This is a genomic window from Caballeronia sp. NK8 (assembly GCF_018408855.1).
Lineage (GTDB): Bacteria > Pseudomonadota > Gammaproteobacteria > Burkholderiales > Burkholderiaceae > Caballeronia.
In genome coordinates this window covers 975,505-1,000,228 of the sequence record NZ_AP024323.1, presented here as the reverse complement: position 1 = coordinate 1,000,228, position 24,724 = coordinate 975,505, and the positions used below count along the sequence as shown (strand labels likewise).

Below are 24,724 nucleotides of genomic sequence, written 5' to 3'. Positions count from 1 at the left end.
AACCCGGCATGCGCCGCCGTAACGTCAACCGGCTTGCTCGACCGGCGTCACTTCGATATCGAGCTTCTGCGAGCCGCGCAGCACCGCGATCTTCACCGGCCTGTCGATGCGCGACGCGTCCAGCGTGCGCTGCAAACCATCGACACTATCGACGCCCACGCCATCCACCGCGACGATGCGATCGCCCGTGCGCAAACCGCCGAGCGCGGCCGGGCTGCCTTTCACGATCTCCATCACATGCACGCCGCTCGCCGAAGCGAGTTCGAAGAAGCGCTGCACGCGCCGCGAAATCGGCGTGGTCGTGCCCGCCACGCCGATATACGCGCGCCGCACCCGCCCGTACGCGAAGATCTGCATGATGACCCACTTGGCCGTGTCGATCGCGGTCGCGAACGAGATCGCCTGCGCGCCGGCGATGATCGCAGTGTTCACGCCGATCACCCGTCCCGCCGAATCGATGAGCGGTCCGCCGGAGTTGCCGGGATTGAGCGCGGCGTCGGTCTGGATGACGTCGTAGATCATGCGGCCCGACGTGGAACGCAACGAGCGGCCGAGCGCCGACACGACGCCCGTCGTGACGGTCTGCGCGAGCCCGAGCGGATTGCCCACCGCGATCGCGATCTGCCCGACGCGCACGCCGCCGGAATGGCCCAGTTCCACATGCGGCAGCGGTTCCGGCGAACCGATGCGCAGTACCGCGAGATCGCTCGCGGGATCGTCGCCGACGAGATCGGCATCGAAGCGCGTGCCGTCGGCGAGCGTGACGACGATATGCGTCGCGCCATGCACGACGTGACTATTGGTCAGCAGATAGCCGTCGGGCGTGAAGATGAATCCCGAGCCCGTGCCGCCGACCTGGCGGCGCGCGCCGCGCTGATCGGCGACTTGCCGCTCGACCGAAATGAACACGACTGCCTGCTGCACGCGCTCGAGCGCGCCGATCACCGTGCGCGAATACGCGTCGAGCAGGGCGCTATCGTCGATATGGTCGAGCGGTGCAGAGGGCGCGGCGTCCTGCGCGCCGCGCGCAAGATCGTCGATGAATTGAGGCCTGCTTCCCATGTTCCTTGACTCCCGATGTTCTGGAAGCGGACATGCGGGCCGCTGCCGCCGATTTCAAGAGATCGTTGCGTTTGCAAGCAACTGCATCGGCCCGAGCGTTTCGACGATGCCGCGTTGCGCATCGTCGCGCACGAAAAGCGAGCCCGCGAAGCCGAGCGCGTTCACCGCGACGCCTTCGACATGCGACACGCCACGCGGCACCGCCAGCATCCAGCGACGCGTGACGAGCAGGTTGTAAGGCGCGCTCTGATGCGCGACGCCCGCGACATCGAATGGCTGCACGCCGATTGCGTTCAACAGCCGCAGATAGATCGCGTGCGCGTTCGCTGCACTGTTGTCTTCGAGCCATGCCGCCGCGTGCGTGAACGCGAGTGGCGGCGCACGAAAGACGCCGCTCGTGCGCGCCGCTTCGATGCTCGCTTCGACCGGCAACGCGTGACCATCGAGCGGCAGCGGCACCATCTGCAGATGCTTGTGCGGCTGGCTCGATCCGGCGACCGTGCCGCCGTTGTAGAAGCCGAGCCCGTCGAAACGATCGAGGCAGGCGAACAGCGCCGCGAAATCATCCTCGCCGATGAGCGATTCCTGCGGCTCGAAATCCGTCGTCACGATGAGCAGATGATGCGCGAGCACGTTGAACTTGTTGAGCAACAGAAAGTGCCGCTCGCCGATATCGCCGACACGCAAGGCCTCTTCGCAAGGAGAGAATGGATCGCGCCATGCGCTCGCGGCATCGGCTGTGGATTTCGCCGCGAGCTTCGACGCTTCTTCCTTTCGCGCGAGATTCGCCGCCTGCCTGACGAGAAAGCGCACGCCGCTGTCTTCGATCACGCTTGGCACCGTATCGAAGGAACGCAGCGCGCCGCATGCGAGCGCGCGCTCCGTCTGCGTGACGATTGCCTGCCAGGACGGAGCGTTCATTCGCGCCATGCTTCTCCCTTGCCGAACTCGTGACGTTCGAGTGATGCCGCATGCATCTCGATGCTGTATCCGGGCATTTGCGGCGGCATGTATCGCCCGTTGCGAATGACGACCGGATCGAGAAAATGCTCGTGCAGATGATCGACGTATTCGAGCACGCGATTCTCGAGCGAGCCCGACACGCAGATGTAATCGAACAGCGAAATATGCTGCACATACTCGCACAAGCCGACGCCGCCCGCATGCGGACACACCGGAACGCCGAACTTCGCGGCCATCAGAAGCACGACGAGCACTTCATTCAGGCCGCCGAGACGGCAGCTATCGATCTGACAGAAGTCGATCGCTTCGGCTTGCAGCAGTTGTTTGAAGATCACGCGGTTCTGGCAATGCTCGCCGGTCGCGACGCCGATCATCGGGGCGAGACGCTTGCGGATCGCGGCGTGGCCGAGCACGTCGTCGGGGCTCGTCGGTTCTTCGATCCACCACGGATCGAATTCGGCGAGACGGCGCATGTTCGCGATCGCTTCATCGACTTCCCACACCTGGTTGGCGTCCATCATCAGCTTGCGGTCGGGGCCGATCTCTTCACGCAGGATGCGCGCGCGACGCATGTCCTCTTCGAGATTGCCGCCGACTTTCTGCTTGAAGTGCGTCCAGCCCGCCGCGACGCCTTCGCGCGCGAGACGGCGAATCTTGTCGTCGTCATAGCCTAGCCAGCCCGCGGAAGTCGTGTAAGCGGGAAAGCCTTGCGCGAGCATTTCCCTTTCGCGTTCGCCGCGCGTGTGTTGCAGGCGCTTGAGCAACGCTAGTGCTTCGGATGGCGTGATCGCATCGGTCACGTAACGGAAGTCGAGACAGCGCACGAGCTGTTCCGGCGTCATGTCGACGAGCAGTTTCCACACCGGCTTTTTCTCGCTCTTGGCCCAGAGATCCCACACGGCGTTGACCACCGCAGCGGTCGCGAGATGAATGACGCCTTTCTCCGGACCGATCCAGCGCAACTGGCTATCCGATGTGAACGCGCGCCAGAAGCCGCCCATGTCCGCGGCGATGTCCTCGACAGTCTTGCCGACGACGAGCGGCGCGAGCGCCTCGACCGCCGCTACGACCACTTCCGTGCCGCGGCCGATAGTGAACGTGAGGCCATGACCCGCAAGTCCGGGCGCATCGGTTTCGAGTATCACGTAGGCAGCGGAGTAGTCGGGCGCGGCGTTCATCGCGTCCGAGCCGTCGAGCGAACGCGAAGTGGGGAAGCGGATATCGCGCACGGAGAGCTTCGTGATGCGGGTCATGTTCATCTCCTTGGGTTCGATCGGAGGCCAATATCAAGGCGCAAATATGCTGCAACGCACGCGAGCAAACTGCATTGACAACCCGTGATTCGCCTCCTAGCCTGCTAGCATGTTAGTGCGAAATCAAGGGCGGCGTGAGCTCATCGACGAATGAAAACAGCCTTGCCGCCGACCCTTACCGCGCGTTGCCTCGCTTGCACGCCGCGGGGCGCGGCAGCCTCACCGACGCGGTCGAACAGGCGTTGCGCGCTGCTATCGTCAATCTGGCGATGGAGCCCGGCATGATGATCGACAAGCTCGCAGTATGTGAGCGTATGGGCGTATCGCGCTTTCCGGTTTCGTCCGCACTGGCGAAGCTCGCGTCGGCGGGTCTCGTCGAAGTCTTGCCGCAGCGCGGCACACGCGTCATGCCCATTGTCATGCACGACATACGCCAGCATCTGTTCATTCGCAGTGCGCTCGAAGTCGAAACCGTGCGTACGCTCGCCGCCGCATGCGATGCCTCGACACTCGATGCGCTCGCCGCCAATCTCGAACGCGAGCGCGATGCAGTGCAGCAAGGTTTGCGCCGCGAGTTTCATCTGCTCGATCTCGCGTTCCACGAATTGCTGCTGGACGCGATCGATCTGCCGCGCGTGAAGGAGATTGTCGCGGCCTCGCGCAATGCGCTCGATCGCGCGCGCCGTCTGATGGCGAGTCCCGAGCGTCACGCGCATACGCTCGCCGAGCACACCCGCATCGCCGATGCAATCCGCGCGCGCGATGGTGATGCCGCCGCGCGCGCGATGCACGATCACCTGGATGAAGTCGTCGCGGAACTGCGGCGCTTTTCTGTTGAAAGGCCGGACCTGTTCAGGGAGTAGAAGACAAGGAAGACGAGCGACATGCAGTCAACCGCAATGGAGGAGACACACAATGAACCTGTTCAAACAAGCGGGCGCCGTGGCCGCGCTCGCGGCTACCTGTCTCGCCGCATCGCAGGCGACAGCGGCCGAGGACTTCAAGGGCGTGACCGTCAACGTGATGACCTTCGTCGGTCCGCAGATCGCCGAGCCGCTGCAGCGCCGCGCGCCCGAGTTCGAGAAGCTGACCGGCGCGAAGGTGAACGTGCTGACGGTGCCGTTCTCCGATCTCTATCAAAAGCTGTTGACGGACTGGGCGTCCGGCACGAACTCCGTCGATGCAGCCGTGTTCGCACCGCAGTGGATGGTCGATTACACCAAGGGTGCGTTTCTCGAAGACCTGACGCAGCGCGTCGCGAAAGATGCGGCATTGAAGGAAGACGACGTGATGCCGTTCTTCGTCGACTTCTCGCAGAAGTTCAACGGCAAGACCTATCTCGTCGCGCTCGACGGCGACTTCCAGATGGTCTATTACCGCACCGACATCCTTCAGCAGCTCGGCAAGCAGCCGCCGAAAACCTGGGACGATTATCTCGACATCGCCAAAGCCGCCAACGGCAAGGTCTTCGGCGGCGACGGCAAGCCGGTCGCGGGCTCGTGCATTTCGAAGAAGCGCAACGCGCAGGCGTACTGGGCGATCATCTCGATCGCGGGCGGCTATCTGCAATCGAAGGGCACGGCGCAGGGCGCATTCTTCGATCCGCGCAACTTCAAAGCGCTCGTGAATAACGACGGCTTCAAGGAAGCGCTGCGCATCTATAAGGAGTCGACGTCCTACGGCCCGCCCAACGAAATCAATCTCGATGTCGGCGATACGCGCAGCGCGTTCATCTCCGGCCATTGCGCGTTGACGCTCGACTGGGGCGATGTCGGCGTGCTCGCGATCGATCCGAAGCAGTCGAAGGTCATCGACAAGGTCGGCGCGGTGATCCTGCCCGGCTCGCGCAAAATAGTCGATCGCGACACGGGCAAGCTCGTGCCGTGCGACAAGGCCACCTGCCCGTATGCGATCGACGGCGTGAATCACGCACCGTTCGCGGCCTTCGGCGGCTGGTCGGGCGGCATCAACGCGAAGGCGAAGCCGAAGGTGAAGGACGCCGCCTACGCGTTCCTCTCGTTCATGAGCCAGCCGGCGCAATCGAACGTCGACGTGACGATCGGCGCATCGGGCTTCAATCCTTATCGGCGTTCGCAGTTCACGGATATGTCGGCGTGGAAAAAAGCGGGCATGAGCGACGCGGCGGCGAAGTCGTATCTCGGCGCGATCCAGCAGAGCTTGCAGAGCCCGAACATGATCATCGATCTGCGTATTCCGCAAAACCAGCGCTATGAGCAGGTCGTGCTCGATACCGCTGTCGCACGCTTCGTCGCGGGCGAAATCGATGCGGACGCGACGATGAAAGCCATCGACAGCGGCTGGAGCGAGATTACCGACGATCTCGGCAAGGACACGCAGTTGCGTGCCTACAAGGCGTCGATCGGCGCGAAGTAAAAGGGGATGGCGAGCGCGCGCATGCGCGGCGCGCTCGCCTTGCATCGGAGAGAGGATGAACACGCCGTCGCACGCATCTTCCGTGGTCACCAACGAGCGCGGCTCGCGCGCGCGCGTCGCGAACTGGCTCGACCGGCAAGCGCCTTTCGTATTCGTGCTGCCGACCGTGCTGCTGATTCTCGCGTTTTCGATCTTTCCGCTCGTGACGTCGGCTTATCTTTCGCTCACGCGCTTCGAACTGGGCGAGGGCGGCTATCAACTGACCTTCACGGGCCTGCGCAACTACGTGCGGCTCTTTTCCGGCAGTCAGCAATATCACTTCACCGGCGTGTTTCGCGCGCCGGGAATAATCAGCATTGCAACGATCGTGATAGCGTGGCTCGCCGTGCTGGTCTGGTTCTATCGTTATCTGGCGAGCGAGCGCCGTTCGATCATGGGCACGCTCGGCCGCCTGATCGCCGCGGCCGCGTTTCTCGCGCTCGTGTGGCTCGCGGCGAACACGCTGGGCGGCGGTGGCGCGCTCGGCAGTCTGATGGTCACGATCTTCTATGTCGTGCTCGGCGTCGCGCTGCAGTTTCTCATCGGGCTCGGGCTTGCCTATCTGTGCACGCTGCCGCTCGTGGGCGGGCGCTTCTTTCGTCTGCTGTTCTTCCTTCCGTTGATGGTGACGCCCGTCGGCATCGCATATATGTTTCGCATGATGGCCGATACGTCCGTCGGCCCGCTCGCGCCGGTATGGTCGTGGCTCGGCCTCGGCCAGATCGCGTGGGCGGCGGATCCGTGGCTCGCGCGGCTCGTTGTCGTAATCGGCGATACATGGCAATGGGTGCCCTTCATGTTTCTCGTGATGCTTGCGGCGCTCGAAGGCACTTCACGCGAGCAGATCGAAGCGGCGCAGCTCGACGGCGCATCGGCGTGGCGCGTGTTTCGCGACGTCACATGGCCATCGATCGCGCCGGTCGCCGCGAGCGCCGTGCTGATCCGCCTGATCGAGGCGTTCAAGATCGTCGATCTGCCGAACGTGCTGACCAATGGCGGCCCCGGCATCGCGACCGAATCGATGACGCTGCACGCGTTCATCGAATGGCGCGCGCTGAATCTCGGCGGCGCATCGGCGGTGGCGTACATGTTGTTCTTCGTCTCGACGATCGCATGCGTTTCATTCTTCCAGTTCGTCGTGCGGCGCGCACGGGGAGATCAGGCATGAGCGTATTGAAACGCTGGTTCGTGCCCGCGCGTGTGGATGAGTTGCCCGTCGGCGGCAAGGCGGTGGCTTATCTGTTGTTGGGGCTATGGTCGCTCGTCGTGCTGTTTCCGCTTTACTGGATGGCGATAACATCGTTCAAGCTGCCGGTGGATGTATCGACGGGTCCGTTCTATATCCCATTCGTCGACTTCCAGCCGCATCTCGACGCGTGGCATTACATCTTCGTCGACCTCGGGCCGGATACGTATCGGCCTTATATGAACTCGCTGATCGTCGCGACATGCGGCACGGCGGCTTCGGTCTTTCTCGGCTCGATGGCCGCCTACGCGCTCGCGCGCATTCAATATCGGCCACCGGTCGCGGCAGTGAGCCTCGGCGTCCTGTTGATCGCGTTGCTGATCGCTGCGGTCGCATGGGGGCATGTCGATTTGCGCATCGCGCTGGCCGTCGCTTTCGCGCTGTTCTTCCTGCTGTTGCGCCCGATCGTGCGCCGCGCGCGCAAGCATCTGAACAACGACGACATTCTCTTCTGGGTCATATCGCAGCGCATCCTGCCGCCCGTCGTCACGGTGATCCCGATCTATCTCATGTTCAGGGACGTGGGCCTGCTCGACACGCACCTCGCGCTCATCATCACGTACGCGACCGCGAATCTGCCGATCGTCGTCTGGCTGATGTTCGATTTCTTCGACGGCGTGCCGCGCGAAATAGAAGAGAGCGCACAGATCGACGGCGCGACTCGCTTCGCGATCCTGTTCGGCATCGTATTGCCGCTCGTCGCGCCCGGTCTCGTTGCAACGTCGCTGCTGGTGTTGATTCTCTCGTGGAACGAATACCTGTTCGCGCTCTTTCTGACGACCGCGAATGCGCAGACGATGCCGCTGCTGGTCGCCGCGCAGAACGCGACGCGCGGTCCGCAATGGTGGAACATGTCGGTGCTGATACTCATCATGATCTTGCCGGTGATGCTGCTGACGCTGACATTGCAGCGCTTCATCGTGCGGGGCATTCTCGTGGGAGCGGTGAAAGGATGACGGTCATGGATAGCGAGGCGATGAAGGTCGACGACGCCCGCCTGACGAAGATCGCGGCGGCGCGCCAGTCGAAGAGCGTGTCGCTGAGAAGCGTCGGCAAGATGTTCGGCGATACGCGCGTGTTGCGCGATCTGTCGCTCGACGTGCAGGCGGGCGAATTTCTCGTTTTGCTCGGCGAATCGGGCTGCGGCAAGACGACGGCGCTGCGCATCGTCGCGGGACTCGAATCGGCGACCGAAGGCGCGGTCTTCGTCGGCGATACCGATGTCACGCATCATTTGCCGCGCGACCGCGATGTCGCGATGGTGTTTCAGTCGTATGCGCTCTATCCGCACAAAACGGTGTTCGAGAACATCGCGTATCCGCTCATCGTGAGAAAGCGCCCGAAGGCGGAGATCGATGCCGCCGTGCGCGAAGTGGCGGCGAGCGTGCAACTGGAGCCGCTGCTGTTGCGTTTGCCGCGCCAATTGTCGGGTGGGCAGCGTCAGCGCGTGGCGCTGGCGCGCGCGATCGTGCGGCGGCCTTCCGCGTTCCTGATGGATGAACCGCTCTCGAATCTCGATGCCAAGCTGCGCGGCCACATGCGTGCCGAACTCAAACACATGCAGCACAAGCTCGGCATCACGACGATTTACGTGACACACGATCAGATCGAAGCGATGACGCTTGCGCATCGCGTTGCCGTCCTCGACAAGGGCGCGTTGCAGCAGCTCGATACGCCCGCGCGTATCTATTCCGATCCGGCGAATCTGTTCGTCGCGGGCTTCATCGGCTCGCCGCCGATGAACTTTCTGCGTGGCACGCTCGCGCAAGGACGTTTCGACGCGCCCGATATCTCGCTTGCCACGCCGGTTCGTCACGAAGGCAAGGCGACGCTTGGCGTGCGGCCGGAGGAGTGCTCGCTCGTCGCGGCCGGCGAGGGCGAATTGCAGGGGCGCATCTATTCGGTCGAACTGATCGGCGATCATTCGCTCGTCACGATGAACATCGGCGAACAGCAGATCGTCGTAAAGGTGCCGAATACATTCGCGGGCGAGATTGGCGGCGTGGCAGGCGTGCGCGTGAATCGCGAGCGGATCTATTTCTTCGATGAGAACGGCGCGCGCGTTGGTCAAACCGTCGGGATAACGTAAGCGATTCGCTTCCTGTGCATGTCGTCTATATTGGATTCATGGAGATCCGGTATGGAGGTGCGAGATGAGGCGCATCTATTTTCTGCTTCCCAGCGTGGCGAGCGCGAAGGGAATCATCGACGAACTGCTTTTGAAGCGTATCGAATGGCGGCATATTCACGTGCTCGCGCGGCCTCATGAGCCGCTGGAGGATTTGCCGCAGGCCACCCTTGCGCAACGTAGCGACCTTTTGCCGGCGCTGGCTCGCGGCACGGCGGCTGGCGGTGTGACGGGCGCGCTTGCGGGACTCGTCGCGATGGCGTTTCCGCCGGCGGGTTTGACGATTGCCGGTGGTGCCGTCGTGTGCATGACGCTCGCGAGCATGGGTTTCGGAGCGTGGGCGGCGACGATGATCGGGGTGGGGATTCCCAATACGCGCTTGCGGCGATTCGAGCACGCGATCGAGGAAGGCGAGTTGTTGATGATGGTGGATGTGCCGAAGGATCGGGTCGAGGAGATCGAGGCACTCGTCAAGAGCCATCATCCGGAAGCGGATGTCGAAGGGGCCGATCCTACGATTCCGGCGTTTCCTTGATATTGAAGCCCAACAAAAAACGCCCCTGAACCCAAACCCGTAAATTCTGATGCGCTAATATTCATCCCGCGTAAGACGAACCCAACCCAGCTAAAAGAACGCCATAAAAAGACGAGCGTTCAAAACCGAGGATGAATAACCTGATGCGCCGTGTGGTCTTCAATCAAAAGGGTGGCGTAGGCAAGTCCACCATCGTCTGCAATCTGGCCGCGATCAGCGCCTCCCGCGGCCTGCGCACACTGGTCATCGACCTCGATCCGCAAGGCAACGCGAGCCAGTACCTGCTCGGCGCACAATCCCGCGACGCCCAGCCGAATCTCGCGAGTTTTTTCGAGTCGGCCTTGAGTTACAGCTTCCGCGAACCGGCGTTCGAATCGTTCATTCATTCGACCCCGTTCGAGAATCTCGACATCGTGCCGTCGCATCCGAGTCTCGAAGCGCTGCAAAGCAAGCTCGAATCGCGCTACAAGATCTACAAGCTGCGCGACGCGCTGAAGAACCTGCAACAATACGACGCCGTATATATCGACACGCCGCCCGCGCTCAATTTCTTCACGCGCTCCGCGCTGATCGCGGTCGAACGCTGCCTGATTCCCTTCGATTGCGACGACTTCTCGCGCCGCGCGCTCTATTCGGTGCTCGAAAACGTGCAGGAAATCCGCCATGATCACAATCCGGATCTGAGCGTCGAAGGCATCGTCATCAATCAGTTCCAGCCGCGCGCGAGCCTGCCTCAGCAACTCGTCGACGAACTGCGCAGCGAGGATCTGCCCGTGCTCAATTCGCATCTGTCGCTCTCGGTGAAGATCCGCGAGAGCCATCAGCACGCGCGCCCGATGATCTACCTCGAACCGCGTCACAAGCTCGCGCAGGAATATCTGGCGCTGCACGAGGAACTGAACGGCTGAACCGGCTCACGCCATTCGTCTGATCAGCGCGGACTGCAACAAATGCGGGAATAAATCGGCTTCACGGACGTTCATGCAGGAGACAGGCGCATTCCGTCGCGCCGTACTTCTCGCTGGATCAATCCAAATGACGACCGCTCACTTGCAGACGCCGACCGCGTCCCCTGCGCTCCCGAAGGGCGCTTCCTTCGGGGCGTCCCCTTCGACAGAAAGCCTCTCCGGCATGGTCGCGTTCGTGCGCGCGGCGGAGTCGGGCAGTTTCGTGGCGGCGGGGCGCGCGCTCGGGCTGTCGGCGTCGGCGGTTGGCAAGAGCGTGATGCGGCTCGAAGCGAAGCTCGGCGTGCAACTGCTCAATCGCACCACGCGCCGGATCGGCCTCACGCACGAAGGCGCGCGCTTCTTCGCGCGCTGCAAACGCATGCTCGCCGATCTCGAAGAAGCGGAAAGCGAGCTGTTCCATTCGACCTCGTCACCGCGCGGGCGCTTGCGCATCAGCGCGCCGTCGCTCGGCTGCCGGCTGTTGCTGCCGCTCGTGCCGGAATTCAGGCGGCGCTATCCGGATATCGAACTGGATATCGAGTTCAGCGATCGCGTGGTCGATGTCACGCAGGAAGGCTACGACGCCGTGATTCGCAGCGGACGTCTCGCCGATTCTCAATTGCTCGCGCGGCCGCTCGCGCAATTCGGTCCGGTGGTGGTCGGCTCGCCCGCGTATCTCGCGGGCCATGGCGAACCCGTGACACCCGCCGATCTCGAAGGCCACGCGTGCATCCGCTTTCGTTCTCCGGCGAATGGCCGGACCGAGCCGTGGCGTTTCGCGCGCGAAGACCACACCTTCGCCATCGAGCCGCACGCGACGCTCACGTTCAACGACATGGAAGCGGTGCTCGCCGCGTGCATCTCGGGCCTGGGGTTGGCATGCGTGCCCGATTTCGTCGCGAAGAGCGCACTCGAAGGCGGCATGCTGCGCGCGGTGCTCGGCACGCATGTGCGCGCGGAAGGCGTGTTCCAGATTCTCTGGCCGCCGAGCCGTCATGAAGCGCCGCGCCTGCGCGCATTCATCGATCACGTCGCATCACGCCTGGGCGGCCTGCCGTCGCACGAAGTCCGATTTCGCGCGGCGTGACGCACGCGTCGACGGTTCAGCTTTTCTTTGAAGTCTTCGCGACGAACGGCGCGGGCGCGTGCGCGATCTTTTCGCTGCCGCACTTGGGACATTTGAGCTGCACCGTCGCATGTTCGGCGACGTGCTCCGCGTGCTCGAAGCTTTCGCCGCATTCCTGACAACGGTACTGATAAGTCGGCATGACATCCTCCCGCGCGCGGCGGTGATCCGGCGCGATGAACGCCGGTTCCACCCATTCTAGTTCAGCAATGGCGCGTGCAAATCAGTTCAGGACGCGGCGCACGAGCGGCGTCTCCGGCGTCGGATAGCCGGCCTGCTTGAATGTTTCGATGATCGCGCGATTGGTGTCGAAATAAACCTGCCAATAGTCGTTGGTGCTGGTGTAAGGCCGCACGCACAAAAGCGGCCCCTCGGGCGTGAAAGACAGCACTTCGACATCCGGGGGCGGCGTCGTGGCGACGTTCGGGATCTTCGCGACCGCTTCCTTCAGGCGCGCGATGGCATCGAGCGGATCGACGCCGTTCGCGATCTTCGCCGACAGTTCGACGCGCCGATGCGGCAGCAAACTGAAATTCCAGATCGTGTCGGAAAAGATCTTGTTGTTGCCGATGATGGCTGCAACGTTATCGGGCGTCGTGATCGTCGTGCCGAAGAGGCCGAGTTCGGTGACGGTGCCGGTCACGCCGCCCGCCGTCACGAAGTCGCCAACCTTGAAAGGCCGCAGCACCTGCATGAAGATGCCCGCCGCGAAATGCGCGAGCAGTCCGCCCCACGCGGTGCCGATGGCAAGACCGAGACCCGCGAGCAGTGCCGCGAAGGATGTGGTCTGAACCCCAAAGATCTGCAGAATCGCGAGGACGAGCAGCAGATTCAGGATGACGCCGACGATCGAGCCAAGATAATGCGCGAGCGTCGGATCGACCCGGCCATTGCGCCCGAGCAGCTTGCGCAACGCGCTGGTGACGAGACCGATGAGCCAGCGTCCGATGATCCACAGCGCAATCGCGCCAGCGACCATGATCGCGAAGTCGACGCCGCGCGTCATGATGAATACACGTACGGTGTCGAGGTTCATGTTTTTCTCGCGTGCGTGGCATTTCGTCTGGGAACGCGGCAAGCCGGGAAAACATGCCGCATGGGCCACACGAGTTATAGGCGACGCGCCGCATCATCGCAAGACTTACGCGAGCGTTTAATGTTTGTCGGAAGGATCGACCGCTTGGTTCACGCCGTCACGTCCATTCCGCTTCGTCGGCGTTCGGGTCCGGCAGGGTCAGCCCGGAAGCGGGCAAGGGCAACGCGGTCTTGTAGCGCACCTGCTTGAGCGCGAAGCTCGAACGGATATTGGAGACGCCGGGCATCTTCGTGAGACGTTCGAGGATGAAGCGTTCGAGCGCGGCCACATCGGGCAGCACGACGCGCAAAAGGTAATCGGCATCGCCTGTCATCAGATAACACTCCATCACTTCGGGGCGCTCGCTGATCGCCTGCTCGAAACGCGCGAGCGCATCCTTGATCTGCTTTTCCAGACTGACCTGAATGAAGACATTGATGGAAAGCCCGAGCGCTTCCGGATTGAGCAAGGTGACGTGCTGCTTGAAAAGCCCCGCCTTTTCCAGCGCGCGCACGCGATTGAAGCAGGGCGTCGGCGAGAGGTTCACCGCGCGCGCGAGTTCCGAATTGGTGATGCGCGCGTTTTGCTGAAGCTGATTCAGGATACCGATGTCGGTGCGGTCGAGGCGCTGCTTCGCGTTTGCCGTCATAGTCGAAAGATTCCGGTTTTGGGCTTTTCTGAAGAATAAACACACTACCGCAAAGCGCGGTGGCAGCCAAATGAGACGCACATTCTGCGCATCAATGGATATGCTTGAACGTATTCCTTTAGCCAGAACGGAGTCGCCATGACCGACTTGTCGAGCGGAACCAACCAGCTTCTTTCCATTGCCAAGGGACGCGAAGATGTCGATCCCGGCGAAACGGCCGAATGGCTGGAGGCGCTCGATGCGGTCGTCGCGCATGTCGGCCGTGAGCGCGCGCAATATCTCTTCGACAGGCTCGCGGAACATGCATTGTCGGTGGGCGTGGAATCGGCACGGGCGCGCGCGACGCCCTATGCGAACACGATCCCCGTATCGCAGCAGCCGCCTTATCCGGGCAGTCTCGACATCGAGGAAAGGCTCGCGGCCGTGCTGCGCTGGAATGCGCTCGCGATGGTCGTGCGCGCGAATCGCGCGTATGGCGAACTCGGCGGCCATATCGCGAGCTATGCGTCGGCAGCGGATCTGTTCGAAGTCGGCTTCAATCATTTCTTCAAAGCGGCCGACGCGAACAACGGCGGCGATATCGTCTACTTCCAGCCGCATTCTTCGCCGGGCGTGTATGCGCGCGCCTATCTCGAAGGCTTTCTCGATGAAGAACATCTGAAGCACTATCGGCGCGAGATCGCGGGGCCGGGATTGTGTTCGTATCCGCATCCGTGGCTGATGCCGGATTTCTGGCAATTCCCGACCGGTTCCATGGGCATCGGTCCGATCAACTCGATTTATCAAGCGCGTTTCATGCGCTTTTTGCAGAACCGCAATCTGCAGCGCACGGACGGCCGCAAGGTGTGGGGCTTCTTCGGCGACGGCGAGATGGACGAGCCCGAATCGATCGGCGCGCTGTCGCTCGCGGCGCGCGAGCAGCTCGATAACCTCGTGTTCGTCATCAACTGCAATCTGCAACGGCTCGATGGTCCGGTGCGCAGCAATGGCCGAATCGTCGACGAACTCGAAGCGCAATTCACCGGCGCCGGCTGGAACGTGATCAAGGTGCTGTGGGGCTCGGACTGGGATGCGCTGTTCGCGCGCGATCGCGGCAATGCCTTGCTGCGCGCATTCGCGCATACCGTCGACGGACAGTTTCAGACCTTCTCGGCCAATGACGGCCGCTATAACCGCGAACGTTTCTTCGGCCAGAATCCGGAACTCGCGGCGCTGGTCGCGCATATGTCGGATGAAGACATCGACCGCTTGCGTCGCGGCGGCCACGACGTGCGCAAGCTGCACGCGGCTTATGCGAAGGCGCTCGCGCACAAGGGCCAGCCGACGGTGATCCTCGCCAAGACGATGAAAGGCTTCGGCATGGGCACGGTAGGGCAGGGCCGCATGACGACGCATCAGCAGAAGAAGCTCGATCTCGACGATCTCAAGCAGTTCCGCGATCGCTTCCGCCTGCCGCTGTCGGATGAAGATGTCGAGCAGGTCAAGTTCTACAAGCCCGCCGACAACGCGCCCGAGATGCGCTATCTGCACGAGCGGCGCGCGGCATTGGGCGGTTATCTGCCGCGCCGTCGCGCGAAGGCGTCGCAAGGCATGACGCCGCCTGCGCTCGACACGTGGGGCCAGTTCGCGCTCGATGCATCCGGCAAGGAGATGTCGACGACGATGGCGTTCGTGCGCATGCTCGGCAGCCTGCTGAAGGACAAGACGCTCGGGCCGCGCGTCGTGCCCGTGGTCGCCGACGAAGCGCGCACGTTCGGCATGGCGAATCTCTTCAGGCAAGTGGGCATCTATTCGCCGCTCGGCCAGTTGTACGAGCCCGAGGACATGGGCTCGATGCTGTACTACCGGGAGGACACGCGCGGGCAGATTCTCGAAGAGGGCATCTCGGAGGCGGGCGCGGTGTCGTCGTGGATCGCGGCGGCGACTTCCTACAGCGTGCACGATCTGCCGATGCTGCCGTTCTATATCTATTACTCGATGTTCGGCTTTCAGCGCATCGGCGATCTGATTTTCGCGGCGGCGGACCAGCGCTCGCGCGGCTTTCTCATCGGCGCGACGGCGGGGCGCACGACGCTCGGCGGCGAAGGCCTGCAGCACCAGGACGGCACGAGTCATCTCGCCGCGTCGACGATCCCGAACTGCCGCGCCTACGATCCCGCGTTCGCGTATGAAGTCGCGGTCATCGTCGATGAAGGCATGCAGGAAATGATGATGCGCCAGAACGACGTGTTCTATTACGTCACCGTGACCAACGAGAATTACGCGCAGCCTTCCGTGCCTGGCGGCTCGCTGGACGCGCAAACGCGCGAGGGCATTTTGCGCGGCATCTATCGCCTCGATGGCGATGCAGCCGATGCGCAAGTGCAACTGCTCGGCTCCGGCGCGATCCTCAACGAAGCGATCGCCGCGCGCGCGATGCTCAAGCAGGACTGGAACATCGATGCCGCCGTATGGAGCGTGACGAGCTATACGGAACTGCATCGCGATGGCGCTTCATGCGAGCGGCTCGCGCGCCTGAGCGACGACGATGCGCCAACGCCGTTCGTCACGCGCGCACTCGACTCATCGCGGGGCCCCGTGATCGCGGCGACCGATTATGTGCGCGCGGTGCCCGAACTGATTCGCGCGTACGTGTCGCGGCGATACGTCACGCTCGGCACCGATGGCTTCGGCCGCAGCGATACGCGGCAGGCGCTGCGCGAGTTCTTCGAGGTGGATCGTGTGTCGATCGTGATTGCGGCGTTGAAATCGCTCGTGGACGATGCGGTTATCGACAAGGCGGTGTTGAAGGCCGCGCGTGAGAAATACGGCAAGACGCAGGAGGCCCTCGACGCGCCGTGGCTGCGCTAGACATCATTGCGCGCCGCATCGAGCAACTCACGCACTTCGTCATCGCTGGTCTGATCGAAGTCGATATAAAACTGCCCGACGCCGAAGTACCGATGCGGCCGCATCACACACACGAATTCATCGACGAACTCCTCCACACGCGCTTCCGAGTCGAGCGGCGCGACCGGCAGCGCCGCGACGATCTTCGCCGGATGCGCATGACGCAGCGACATCGCCGCGGCCTTCATCGTCGCGCCGGTCGCCATGCCGTCATCGACGACGATCGCAACGCGCCCGCTCACGTCGAGCGGCGGTTTATCACCGCGATACAGCGTTTCGCGCCGCGCGAGTTCGGCGCGTTCCTTCGCGATCACGCGATCGAGTTCGTCCTTCGAAACGCCCGCATATTGCACGATGCGCTCGTCCAGAAAGAAGGCATCGCCGGATGCAATCGCGCCCATCGCGAGTTCGGGCTGAACCGGCACGCCGAGCTTGCGCACGACGAGTACGTCGAGCCGCGCCCGCAGCGCGCGCGCCACTTCATACGCGACAGGCACGCCGCCGCGCGGCAAGGCGAGCACGGTGACGTTGTCACGATTGGCGTAATGCGTGAGTTGTGTGGCGAGCGCGCGGCCCGCATCGCGTCGGTTCTCGAACACTGAATTCATGTTGCCTGTCCTTTCGGCCGCGAAACACGCGAATCACGCGAGACGAATCGCGCCGCGCCGTCGATACCTTCATCGAATACCGCGCGATATCCATTCGCGCCTTCACGCTGCAAGGCCTGGGCGATATCGGCGTCGAACGCGTTTTCATGGACCGAGCGCAGATCCGCGCGCATCGCGGCCTGCGGCAGCGCGGCCAGCTCGCACGCGAGCGCTTCCGCGATGTTGCGCGCCTCGCCGTGCGGCGCGATGCGATTGGCGAGCCCGACGGCGAGCGCTTCGTTCGCATCGACCGCGCGCCCGGTGAGAATCAGATCCAGCGCACGCGACATGCCGATGAGACGCGGCAGCCGTATCGTGCCGCCATCGATGAGCGGTACGCCGACGCGCCGGCAGAATACGCCGAGCACCGCATCTTCCTCGACGATGCGCAGATCGCACCACGCCGCGAGTTCGAGCCCGCCCGCGACCGCATGACCCGCGATCGCCGCGATCACGGGCTTGTTGAGCGCGAGACGCGTGGGACCCATCGGGCCGGGGCCGCTGCCATCGGCGTGAATTTCGTTGCGGCGCGCGTCGTCGTTCAATGCGGAGAGATCCGCGCCCGCGCAAAACGTGCCGCCCGCGCCCCATAACACGGCGACCGACAACGCATCGTCCGCGTCGAAGCGCTCGAACGCATCACGCAACGCATCGGCGATGCCGCGATCGACCGCGTTGCATCGCGCGGGCCGATCCAGCACGACTGTCACGACGCGAGCATCGCGCGCGAGCGTTTCCGTACGCACGTGATCGCCGATGCGTTCGATGCGAGATGACATCGATAACCTCTTGAATCGCGCGAATCCAAGGCTTCAGGATACTCGCGGCGCGCCGCGAACGTGCACCGCGAGTGCGCGCTTCGCCAGCTTGCTATTGGCCTACGATCTGCCTTCATGCTGAAAATTCAGGCGCGCAAGCGGTGCATTCGATGCAACATGAACGGGCATTGCACCAATATCGAGCACGCGCTCATGAGCGATAACGACGCGGATTGCACCACGCTTTACCACGCGGAATCAGGTGCGCGCACCGTTTCGATGCCAGGTGCGCCAAGTTGGCCCGGAACTTGCAAAATCAGCGCCTTTTCCCGACCGACCGCTCGAATCATGCAGGCACTTCAATCCGGAACCGACACTCTCTTTCTGCTGCTGGGCGCTGCAATGGTGCTCGCGATGCACGCCGGTTTCGCGTTCCTCGAACTCGGCACGGTGCGCCGCGAAAATCAGGTGAACGCGCTCGTGAAGATCCTCGTGGACTTCGCGGTGTCGACGCTCGCGTACTTCTTTATCGGCTACAACATCGCGTATGGCGTGCAGTTCATGCACAGCGCCGATATCCTCGCCGAGCACAACGGCTATGCGCTCGTGCGTTTCTTCTTCCTGCTGACGTTCGCCGCAGCGATTCCGGCGATCGTGTCGGGCGGCATCGCCGAGCGCGCGAAGTTCAATCCGCAACTGTTCGCGACCTGCGTGATCGTCGGCTTCATTTATCCGCTGCTCGAAGGCGTGGCGTGGAACGAGCGCTTCGGCATTCAGGGCTGGCTGACGCAGGCGTTCGGCGCGCCGTTTCATGACTTCGCTGGGTCGGTCGTCGTGCATGCGTTCGGCGGCTGGGTCGCGCTGCCGGCGGTGCTGCTGCTCGGGCCGCGTCACGGGCGTTATCACAAGGACGGGCGCATCGCGGCGCATCCGCCGTCGAGCATTCCGTTTCTCGCGCTGGGCGCGTGGGTGCTCGCGGTCGGCTGGTTCGGCTTCAACGTGATGAGCGCGCAGACCGTCGACAAGATCAGCGGCCTCGTCGCGGTCAATTCACTGATGGCGATGGTCGGCGGCACGCTCGCCGCCTGGTTCGCGGGCCGCAACGATCCGGGCTTCACGTATAACGGACCGCTCGCGGGTCTGGTCGCGGTGTGTGCCGGCTCGGACCTGATGCACCCGCTCGGCGCGCTGATCGTGGGCGCGGTCGCGGGCGTGCTGTTCGTGCAGATGTTCACGTGCGTGCAGAACCGCTGGCGCATCGATGACGTGCTCGGGGTATGGCCGTTGCACGGCATGTGCGGCGCGTGGGGCGGCATCGCGGCGGGCATCTTCGGGCAGAAGGCGCTGGGCGGCATCGGCGGCGTCGCGATCGGCTCGCAACTCATCGGCACGGTGGGCGCGATCGCGCTGGCGCTCGCGGGCGGTGCGGCCGTCTATGGGGCGATAAAGTGGACGGTCGGTCTGCGGCTCGATCGCGAAGAAGAGTTCAATGGCGCCGATCTCGCGATTCATCGCATCTCGTCGACGCCGGATCGGGAAATGGCGGGCTGATATCGACGCGTGCGGATAGAGGCGCTGCGCAACTTGCGGTAACGTAGCGACTTCAGAAGCGAAGCGAGCACACGCAATGTCGAACGGTCACGCCACCCGTCAGCCCGGCATCATCGAAGAACTGAAGGTCCCGGCCGTATTCGATATCGAAGCAGAACGCGAGCGCCGCATCGCGTTTCTCGCCGACTATCTCGAAGCGCAGAAGCTCAAGACCTATGTGCTCGGCATCAGCGGCGGCGTGGATTCGTCGACGGCGGGCCGTCTTGCGCAACTCGCGGTCGAGCGCCTGCGGGCGCGCCATGTCGATGTGCGCTTCATCGCGATGCGTCTGCCGTACGGCGAGCAGCGCGACGAAGCCGATGCGCAACGCGCGCTCGCGTTCATCCAGCCCGACGAGACACTTGTCGTCAACGTGAAGCCCGCCGCCGATGCGATGCGCGAATCGCTCGCGGCCTCGGGTCTCGTGTATCGCGATCACAAGCACGAAGACTTCGTGCTCGGCAATATCAAGGCGCGTCAGCGGATGATCGCGCAGTACGCGGTGGCCGCCGCGCACTCGGGCGTCGTGATCGGCACGGACCACGCAGCCGAATCGCTGATGGGTTTTTTCACCAAGTTCGGCGACGGCGGCGCGGACGTGCTGCCGCTCTACGGCCTGAACAAACGCCGCGTGCGCGCGCTCGCGGAATTGCTCGGCGCGAGCAGCGACATTTCGAAAAAGGTGCCGACCGCCGACCTCGAAACACTCACGCCGATGAAGCCCGACGAAGACAGCTACGGCATCAGCTACGAGGACATCGACGATTTTCTCGAAGGCAAGCCGGTTTCCGACGCGGTCTACGCGACCATCTACCGCTTCTACGACGCGACCCATCACAAGCGCGTGCTGCCGATCACGCCTTACGACGACTGGCGCAGGCACGCGCTTCGCTGACATTAGCAGAGCGGGGCCGATTGACGCATGTTCAGGCCCGGCGTTCCCGGAGACGCAACACTTGGACTCCACCGAAACCGCGACATTCGATCTGCCGCTGCCCGCGCGCAATTTCGCCTCGATGCGAAAGATGCTGCTGCTCGTGCTGGGCGTATCGATCGTGGTTCCGCTCGCGTGCCTCTGCATCTATGGCTATTACGATCATCAGCGCCGCTTCGCGGATGCGCAGGAACTGACCCAGCGCCTCACGCGCGTGGCGAACGAGCATGCGCTGAAGGTGATCGACCTGAATCAGCAACTGGAGACGCGCATCGTCGACCTGCTGGGCGATAGCGACGACGCGCTCATCAAAAGCCACGAAGAAGCGTTGCATCGCACGCTCGACGACATGAGCGGCACGCTCGCGCAGATTGCCGCGATTTCCGTGTTCGGCGGAAACGGCGGGCTGCTTGCGAACAGCCGCTGGTTTCCGGCGCCTGTCGTATCGATCGCGGAGCGCGACGATTTCCAGTCCGCCCGCGCGGTCGCGCCCGTCACGTACTTCTCGCTGCCATTGCGCGGCAAGGTGGCGCGCTCCGATGTCTTCACGACCACGATGGGCCGCATCGGCCGCAACGGGCAGTTTCTCGGCGTCGTGTCGATTGCGCTCAAGCGCAGCTATTTCACCGACTTCTATCGCGAACTCGCGGCCGGCGATCACGCCGTCGTGATCGGGCTGTATCGTCGCGACGGCAACATCCTCGCGCGCTTTCCGACGAACGCGGACAGCACGCAACCTGCAACGAACACGCCGTTCACCAACGCATTTCGCAACAACGAACTCTACGGCAGCATTCGCATGCGTTCGAGCGTCGATCAGGTCGAGCGGCTGCTTGCGTTCAGGCGCGTGGGCGACTATCCGCTCTATGTCGCGACGGGTTATGCGACTTCTGTCGTCGAAGCGCGCTGGCGCGACAATCTCGCGCTCGTCGCGGCGATCGCGGCGTTGCCGTGCATCGGCGTGTGGCTGCTGATCGCCTTTTCGATTCGCCGTCTCGATGCGGAGCAGGCCGCGTGGGAGCGCTGGCAGGCGGAAGTCGCGACACGTCTTTCCATCGAGGCATCGAGCCGGCAGTTGCGGCGCATGGGCGCGCTCGGCAATCTCGTCGCGAACGTCGCGCACGACTTCAACAATCTGCTGATGGTGGTCGGATCGAACATGGAACTGGCGCGGCGCAAGCACTTCAACGGCGTCGAGAACGAAGTGCTCGCCGTGGAGCGCGCGACCGCGGGCGCCGAATCGCTCGCGCGGCGACTGATGAGCGTCGCGCGCAAGCAGCCTCTCAAGCAGGAGGTGATCGACCCCGCCGACTGGTTGAAGAGCGTGCTCGATCTCGTGAAGAAGTCGATTCATCCGTCCGTCACATTGACGCTGGAGTTGTCGCCGGATCTGTGGAAGGTGATGGCCGATCCGATCGAGCTGGAGCTGGCGCTCGTGAATATCGCCGTGAATGCCAACGATGCGATGCCGCACGGCGGGCGCGTCGTGATCCGCTGCCAGAATGCGCGCGTGCGCAGCGTGGACACGGATATTCCCGATGGCGAATACGTGCTCGTCTCGATCACCGACAACGGCGAGGGCATGACCGAACAAGTGCAGCGGCGCGCGTTCGAACCGCTCTTCACGACCAAGCAGCGCGGCGCGGGCACGGGCCTCGGTCTCGCGCAGGTGCTCGCCGCATGTGAGCAGGCGGGCGGTACCGCGCGCATCACGAGCGTGCCGGGCGCGGGCACGACCGTGCGGCTTTATTTGCCGCGTCATCAGGGTGCGGCGCCGGCGGCATCGAAAGCGTACCTGCCAACCGATACGGCAGCGCCGCCCCTCGTTGCGGCGAACTATGATGCGGACGTGCCGTTGCGCGGCACGTCGGTGCTTCTGGTGGAGGACAACGCGGACGTGGCGGCGGGCGTGACGGCGGTGCTCGAAGTGGTCGGCTGCGCCGTGCATCACGAAGAAAGCGCGGACGCCGCTTTCGCGTTGATGGGCGAGGGCCACAGCTTCGATCTGGTGCTCTCCGACGTGCAAATGCCCGGCCGCATGAACGGCATCGATCTGGCCGAGCAGATCATGAAGCGCCTGCCGTCGCAGAAGCTCGTGCTGATGACGGGTTATGCCGATGAACTGGAGCGCGCGAAGCAACTCGGCGTGCCGATTCTCGCGAAGCCCTTCGACATGGACGATCTGCTCGATCTGATCGCGCCAGGTGTCGCGCCCTGATCGCGCTCAGCGCTTGTTGCCTTTCACGGCGCGCGCGCCGACGAGTGGATTGAACGCAGCGCGCTTCGGCTCGGCTGCCTGCGTGCTTTTCTTTGCACGTGTCGCTTTCTTCGTGTCGCCGCCTAGCTGAGCCAGCAAGTCGTCGTCATCCTCGGCATCTTCTGTTTGTTCCTCGACGGCCTCGGGTTCGCTCGCGGCAAGATGCTCGACGACCGACATGAAATCCTTCTTCGCACTCTTCAACGCACGCCCCGGCATCATGACGAGCACGACGGCTTGCTGCACCGTATGGCCATCGACGGTTTGCAGCGTGCCTTCATCGTTCCAGTCGATGCCGCTGTCGGCATACGCCGCGAGGACGTGATGCAGCACGGCGGGCGACATCACGCCCGCATCGTAGAGCGCGATGATCTGCCGCTCCGCGAGCGCGAACAGACTCGGCCGTCGCGGTGTCTTCGCGGCCATTCACTTCGCGGCGGGCGCGACCCGCCACACGGTGTTGCCGACATCGTCGGCGACGAGCAGCGCGCCCCTGGCATCGACCGCGACGCCCACGGGCCGCCCGAGCGCATGGCCATCCGAGGAAAGAAAACCCGTCAGGATATCTTCGGGCGGTCCTGAAGGCTTGCCGTTCTCGAACGGCACGAAGATGACCTTGTAGCCGCTTCTCGGCTTGCGATTCCACGAACCATGCTGGCCGATGAACGCGCCATTGCGGTAGCGCTCCGGGAACGCCGTGCCTTCGTAGAACGTGAGTCCGAGCGAGGCGGTATGCGCGCCGAGCGCATAGTCGGGCGCGAGCGCCGCCTGTACGAGGTCCGCGCGCTGCGGCTTTACGCGATCATCGACATGTTGTCCGTAATAGCTGTACGGCCAGCCATAGAACGCGCCATCCTTCACCGAGGTCAGATAGTCCGGCACGAGGTCATTGCCGAGTTCATCGCGCTCGTTCACGACGGTCCACAGCGCACCGCTTTGCGGCTGCCACGACATGCCGTTCGGATTGCGCAAACCCGTTGCGAACAGCCGCGATTGTTTCGTTTCGATATCCACTTCCATGATCGCCGCGCGCCCGTTCTCCGCATCGATGCCGTTCTCCGCCGCGTTGCTGTTCGAGCCGACTGTCACATAAAGCTTCTTGCCGTCCGAGCTCGCAATGATGTTCTTGGTCCAGTGATGATTGATCTCGCCGGCGGGCAGATCGATGAATTTTTCGCCGGGCGTAGTGATCTGCGTCGCACCGTTTTCGTACTTGAAGCGCATGATTGCATCGGTATCCGCAACGTAGAGATCGTCGCCGACGAGCGCCATGCCGAACGGCGAATGCAGCTTGTCGATGAACACGGTGCGCGTTTCGGCGACGCCATCGCCATCGGCATCGCGCAGCAGCATGATGCGATCGGGGCTCGGCACGGCGGCGCCGGCGCGCTTCTGGACCTTCTTCATCACGAAGCCCTTGATGCCGGCGTTTTCATCGTGCTTCTCAGGCGCGTTGCTTTCGGCGACGAGCACATCGCCATTGGGCAGCGTCGCGAGCCAGCGCGGATGTGTGAGGCCCGCGCCGAACGCGGTCACGTCGAAACCAGCGGGCGCCGTGGGCTTCTGTCCTTGCGGCCACGGCTTCGCTGGCGCGATGTTGACCGTCGGCATGAGCGATTTGTGCGGCGCGGGGAGGGATGGATTCGGGCCGAAGCCATCGGCGTAGTCGTCGGCGATAGCTGAGCCGCTTGCGAGCATCAGCGCGAGCGCGATGGCGCGTATGCGTTGTTTTGACTGGGTTCTCAAGCGAGGCTCCTGACGGTGTGGGATTGCATCGCATCACTGCAGAGCAAACGACGTTCCTTGAAAGCTTGCAAGGCTTGCATGGCTCTGGCAGTTTTTTCACACACGATGGCCTTCAAGGCTTGCGTCCGAACGCCTCGCGCAGCCGCTTCTTCGCGCGTTCCAGCGTGCTCTTGCGCGATTTCGGCAAATTGCGCCCCGCGCGATTGATATAGAAATTGAGCATCGACATCGCCGATTGAAACGGCGAGCCCTTGCGGCGCGTGCTGCGTGTGGACGAGCGCTTCAGCGAGTCGGCGATTTCCTGTGCGTTGCCCGTCTTGAAGATGTCGCGCTGGATGTCCATCGCATCGCTGGTTTCCATCACGTGATGCGACCAGCGGTGCGTCGATCGCGTCGGCTTCTTGCGGGCGCTCGCAAGCGAGTGTCTTTGCCGCGTGCTCGGACGCTTGCCGCTTTTCTTCGAAGCCGTCTTGCTCGTTGCCATAT

Annotated in this window: 23 protein-coding genes; 12 read left to right on the top strand and 11 right to left on the bottom strand. The window is 63.3% G+C overall.

The genetic code is table 11. The annotated features are described in order from the left end of the window. Positions 1–24: 24 nt before the first annotated feature. The 3 genes from NK8_RS19330 to NK8_RS19320 are packed head-to-tail and all read right to left on the bottom strand — an operon-like array spanning position 25 to position 3,278. On the bottom strand, positions 25–1,062 hold the full coding sequence (locus tag NK8_RS19330; protein WP_213229031.1) for a S1C family serine protease: 1,038 nt from the start codon (positions 1,060–1,062) through the stop codon (positions 25–27). A 54-nt stretch (positions 1,063–1,116) separates the two neighbouring features. Beyond that, complete coding sequence (locus tag NK8_RS19325) at positions 1,117–1,992, bottom strand: DUF4922 domain-containing protein (protein WP_213229028.1); 876 nt, start codon at positions 1,990–1,992, stop codon at positions 1,117–1,119. Further along, positions 1,980–3,278: an L-fuconate dehydratase gene (locus tag NK8_RS19320; RefSeq protein ID WP_213229026.1), complete on the bottom strand. Its 1,299-nt coding sequence runs from the start codon at positions 3,276–3,278 to the stop codon at positions 1,980–1,982. Before NK8_RS19320 ends, NK8_RS19325 begins: the two co-directional genes overlap by 13 nt. Before the next feature lie 134 nt (positions 3,279–3,412). Between NK8_RS19320 and NK8_RS19315 the strand changes: the two genes are divergently transcribed. The 8 genes from NK8_RS19315 to NK8_RS19280 all read left to right on the top strand — a co-directional run bounded on the left by NK8_RS19315 (position 3,413) and on the right by NK8_RS19280 (position 11,654). Further along, the gene (locus NK8_RS19315) at positions 3,413–4,141 is read left to right on the top strand and encodes a GntR family transcriptional regulator (protein WP_225936269.1); all 729 of its coding nucleotides are present in this window, start codon (positions 3,413–3,415) and stop codon (positions 4,139–4,141) included. Positions 4,142–4,193: 52 nt separating this feature from the next. Further along, positions 4,194–5,672, top strand: a complete 1,479-nt coding sequence (locus tag NK8_RS19310) for an ABC transporter substrate-binding protein (protein WP_213229024.1) — start codon at positions 4,194–4,196, stop codon at positions 5,670–5,672. 55 nt (positions 5,673–5,727) lie between these two features. Next, positions 5,728–6,879 (top strand): carbohydrate ABC transporter permease, encoded by a 1,152-nt coding sequence (locus tag NK8_RS19305; protein ID WP_213229022.1) that lies wholly within the window; start codon positions 5,728–5,730, stop codon positions 6,877–6,879. Continuing rightward, positions 6,876–7,913: a carbohydrate ABC transporter permease gene (locus NK8_RS19300; protein WP_213229020.1), complete on the top strand. Its 1,038-nt coding sequence runs from the start codon at positions 6,876–6,878 to the stop codon at positions 7,911–7,913. Before NK8_RS19305 ends, NK8_RS19300 begins: the two co-directional genes overlap by 4 nt. A 5-nt stretch (positions 7,914–7,918) precedes the next feature. Then, positions 7,919–9,046, top strand: a complete 1,128-nt coding sequence (locus tag NK8_RS19295) for an ABC transporter ATP-binding protein (protein WP_301549878.1) — start codon at positions 7,919–7,921, stop codon at positions 9,044–9,046. Positions 9,047–9,110: 64 nt separating this feature from the next. Continuing rightward, complete coding sequence (locus tag NK8_RS19290; protein ID WP_213229016.1) at positions 9,111–9,620, top strand: DUF1269 domain-containing protein; 510 nt, start codon at positions 9,111–9,113, stop codon at positions 9,618–9,620. 143 nt (positions 9,621–9,763) lie between these two features. Further along, the gene (locus NK8_RS19285) at positions 9,764–10,528 is read left to right on the top strand and encodes a ParA family protein (protein WP_213230429.1); all 765 of its coding nucleotides are present in this window, start codon (positions 9,764–9,766) and stop codon (positions 10,526–10,528) included. A 223-nt stretch (positions 10,529–10,751) separates the two neighbouring features. After that, positions 10,752–11,654, top strand: coding sequence for a LysR family transcriptional regulator (locus tag NK8_RS19280; protein ID WP_213230427.1), 903 nt, complete (start codon positions 10,752–10,754; stop codon positions 11,652–11,654). 16 nt (positions 11,655–11,670) lie between these two features. Here NK8_RS19280 and NK8_RS19275 read toward each other — a convergent pair whose 3' ends face one another. From NK8_RS19275 to NK8_RS19265, 3 genes are all read right to left on the bottom strand, one after another. Continuing rightward, positions 11,671–11,835, bottom strand: a complete 165-nt coding sequence (locus tag NK8_RS19275) for an FmdB family zinc ribbon protein (protein WP_162067654.1) — start codon at positions 11,833–11,835, stop codon at positions 11,671–11,673. Positions 11,836–11,916: 81 nt separating this feature from the next. Beyond that, positions 11,917–12,729: a mechanosensitive ion channel family protein gene (locus NK8_RS19270; RefSeq protein ID WP_061175515.1), complete on the bottom strand. Its 813-nt coding sequence runs from the start codon at positions 12,727–12,729 to the stop codon at positions 11,917–11,919. Between the two features lie 157 nt (positions 12,730–12,886). Continuing rightward, positions 12,887–13,417: an Lrp/AsnC family transcriptional regulator gene (locus NK8_RS19265; RefSeq protein WP_061175287.1), complete on the bottom strand. Its 531-nt coding sequence runs from the start codon at positions 13,415–13,417 to the stop codon at positions 12,887–12,889. Positions 13,418–13,555: 138 nt separating this feature from the next. Here NK8_RS19265 and mdeB point away from each other — a divergent pair, with 138 nt between their 5' ends. Continuing rightward, positions 13,556–16,267 carry an alpha-ketoglutarate dehydrogenase gene (mdeB, locus tag NK8_RS19260; protein WP_213229014.1) on the top strand — a complete coding sequence of 904 codons (2,712 nt, stop codon included), beginning with the start codon at positions 13,556–13,558 and terminating at the stop codon, positions 16,265–16,267. On the opposite strand, the gene NK8_RS19255 is transcribed toward mdeB, so the two are convergent. Together NK8_RS19255 and NK8_RS19250 are read right to left on the bottom strand one after the other, a co-directional pair. Further along, entirely contained in the window at positions 16,264–16,914 is a 651-nt protein-coding gene (locus tag NK8_RS19255) for a phosphoribosyltransferase (protein WP_213229013.1), read from the bottom strand. The two genes, mdeB and NK8_RS19255, sit on opposite strands and share 4 nt — an antisense overlap. Beyond that, positions 16,911–17,732 carry a crotonase/enoyl-CoA hydratase family protein gene (locus NK8_RS19250; RefSeq protein WP_213229012.1) on the bottom strand — a complete coding sequence of 274 codons (822 nt, stop codon included), beginning with the start codon at positions 17,730–17,732 and terminating at the stop codon, positions 16,911–16,913. Before NK8_RS19250 ends, NK8_RS19255 begins: the two co-directional genes overlap by 4 nt. A 327-nt stretch (positions 17,733–18,059) precedes the next feature. Between NK8_RS19250 and NK8_RS19245 the strand changes: the two genes are divergently transcribed. The 3 genes from NK8_RS19245 (at position 18,060) to NK8_RS19235 (ending at position 22,453) form a co-directional block, all read left to right on the top strand. Next, positions 18,060–19,262: an ammonium transporter gene (locus tag NK8_RS19245; RefSeq protein WP_061175514.1), complete on the top strand. Its 1,203-nt coding sequence runs from the start codon at positions 18,060–18,062 to the stop codon at positions 19,260–19,262. A gap of 76 nt (positions 19,263–19,338) precedes the next feature. After that, the gene (gene nadE, locus NK8_RS19240; RefSeq protein WP_213229010.1) at positions 19,339–20,196 is read left to right on the top strand and encodes an ammonia-dependent NAD(+) synthetase; all 858 of its coding nucleotides are present in this window, start codon (positions 19,339–19,341) and stop codon (positions 20,194–20,196) included. A 121-nt stretch (positions 20,197–20,317) separates the two neighbouring features. Continuing rightward, the gene (locus NK8_RS19235; protein WP_213230425.1) at positions 20,318–22,453 is read left to right on the top strand and encodes a hybrid sensor histidine kinase/response regulator; all 2,136 of its coding nucleotides are present in this window, start codon (positions 20,318–20,320) and stop codon (positions 22,451–22,453) included. Positions 22,454–22,459: 6 nt separating this feature from the next. On the opposite strand, the gene NK8_RS19230 is transcribed toward NK8_RS19235, so the two are convergent. From NK8_RS19230 to NK8_RS19220, 3 genes are all read right to left on the bottom strand, one after another. Then, positions 22,460–22,918, bottom strand: coding sequence for a hypothetical protein (locus NK8_RS19230; RefSeq protein ID WP_213229007.1), 459 nt, complete (start codon positions 22,916–22,918; stop codon positions 22,460–22,462). Further along, positions 22,919–24,190 carry a sorbosone dehydrogenase family protein gene (locus tag NK8_RS19225; RefSeq protein WP_213230423.1) on the bottom strand — a complete coding sequence of 424 codons (1,272 nt, stop codon included), beginning with the start codon at positions 24,188–24,190 and terminating at the stop codon, positions 22,919–22,921. A gap of 160 nt (positions 24,191–24,350) precedes the next feature. Next, positions 24,351–24,722 carry a DUF3175 domain-containing protein gene (locus NK8_RS19220; protein ID WP_213229005.1) on the bottom strand — a complete coding sequence of 124 codons (372 nt, stop codon included), beginning with the start codon at positions 24,720–24,722 and terminating at the stop codon, positions 24,351–24,353. Between the last annotated feature and the right edge of the window lie 2 nt (positions 24,723–24,724).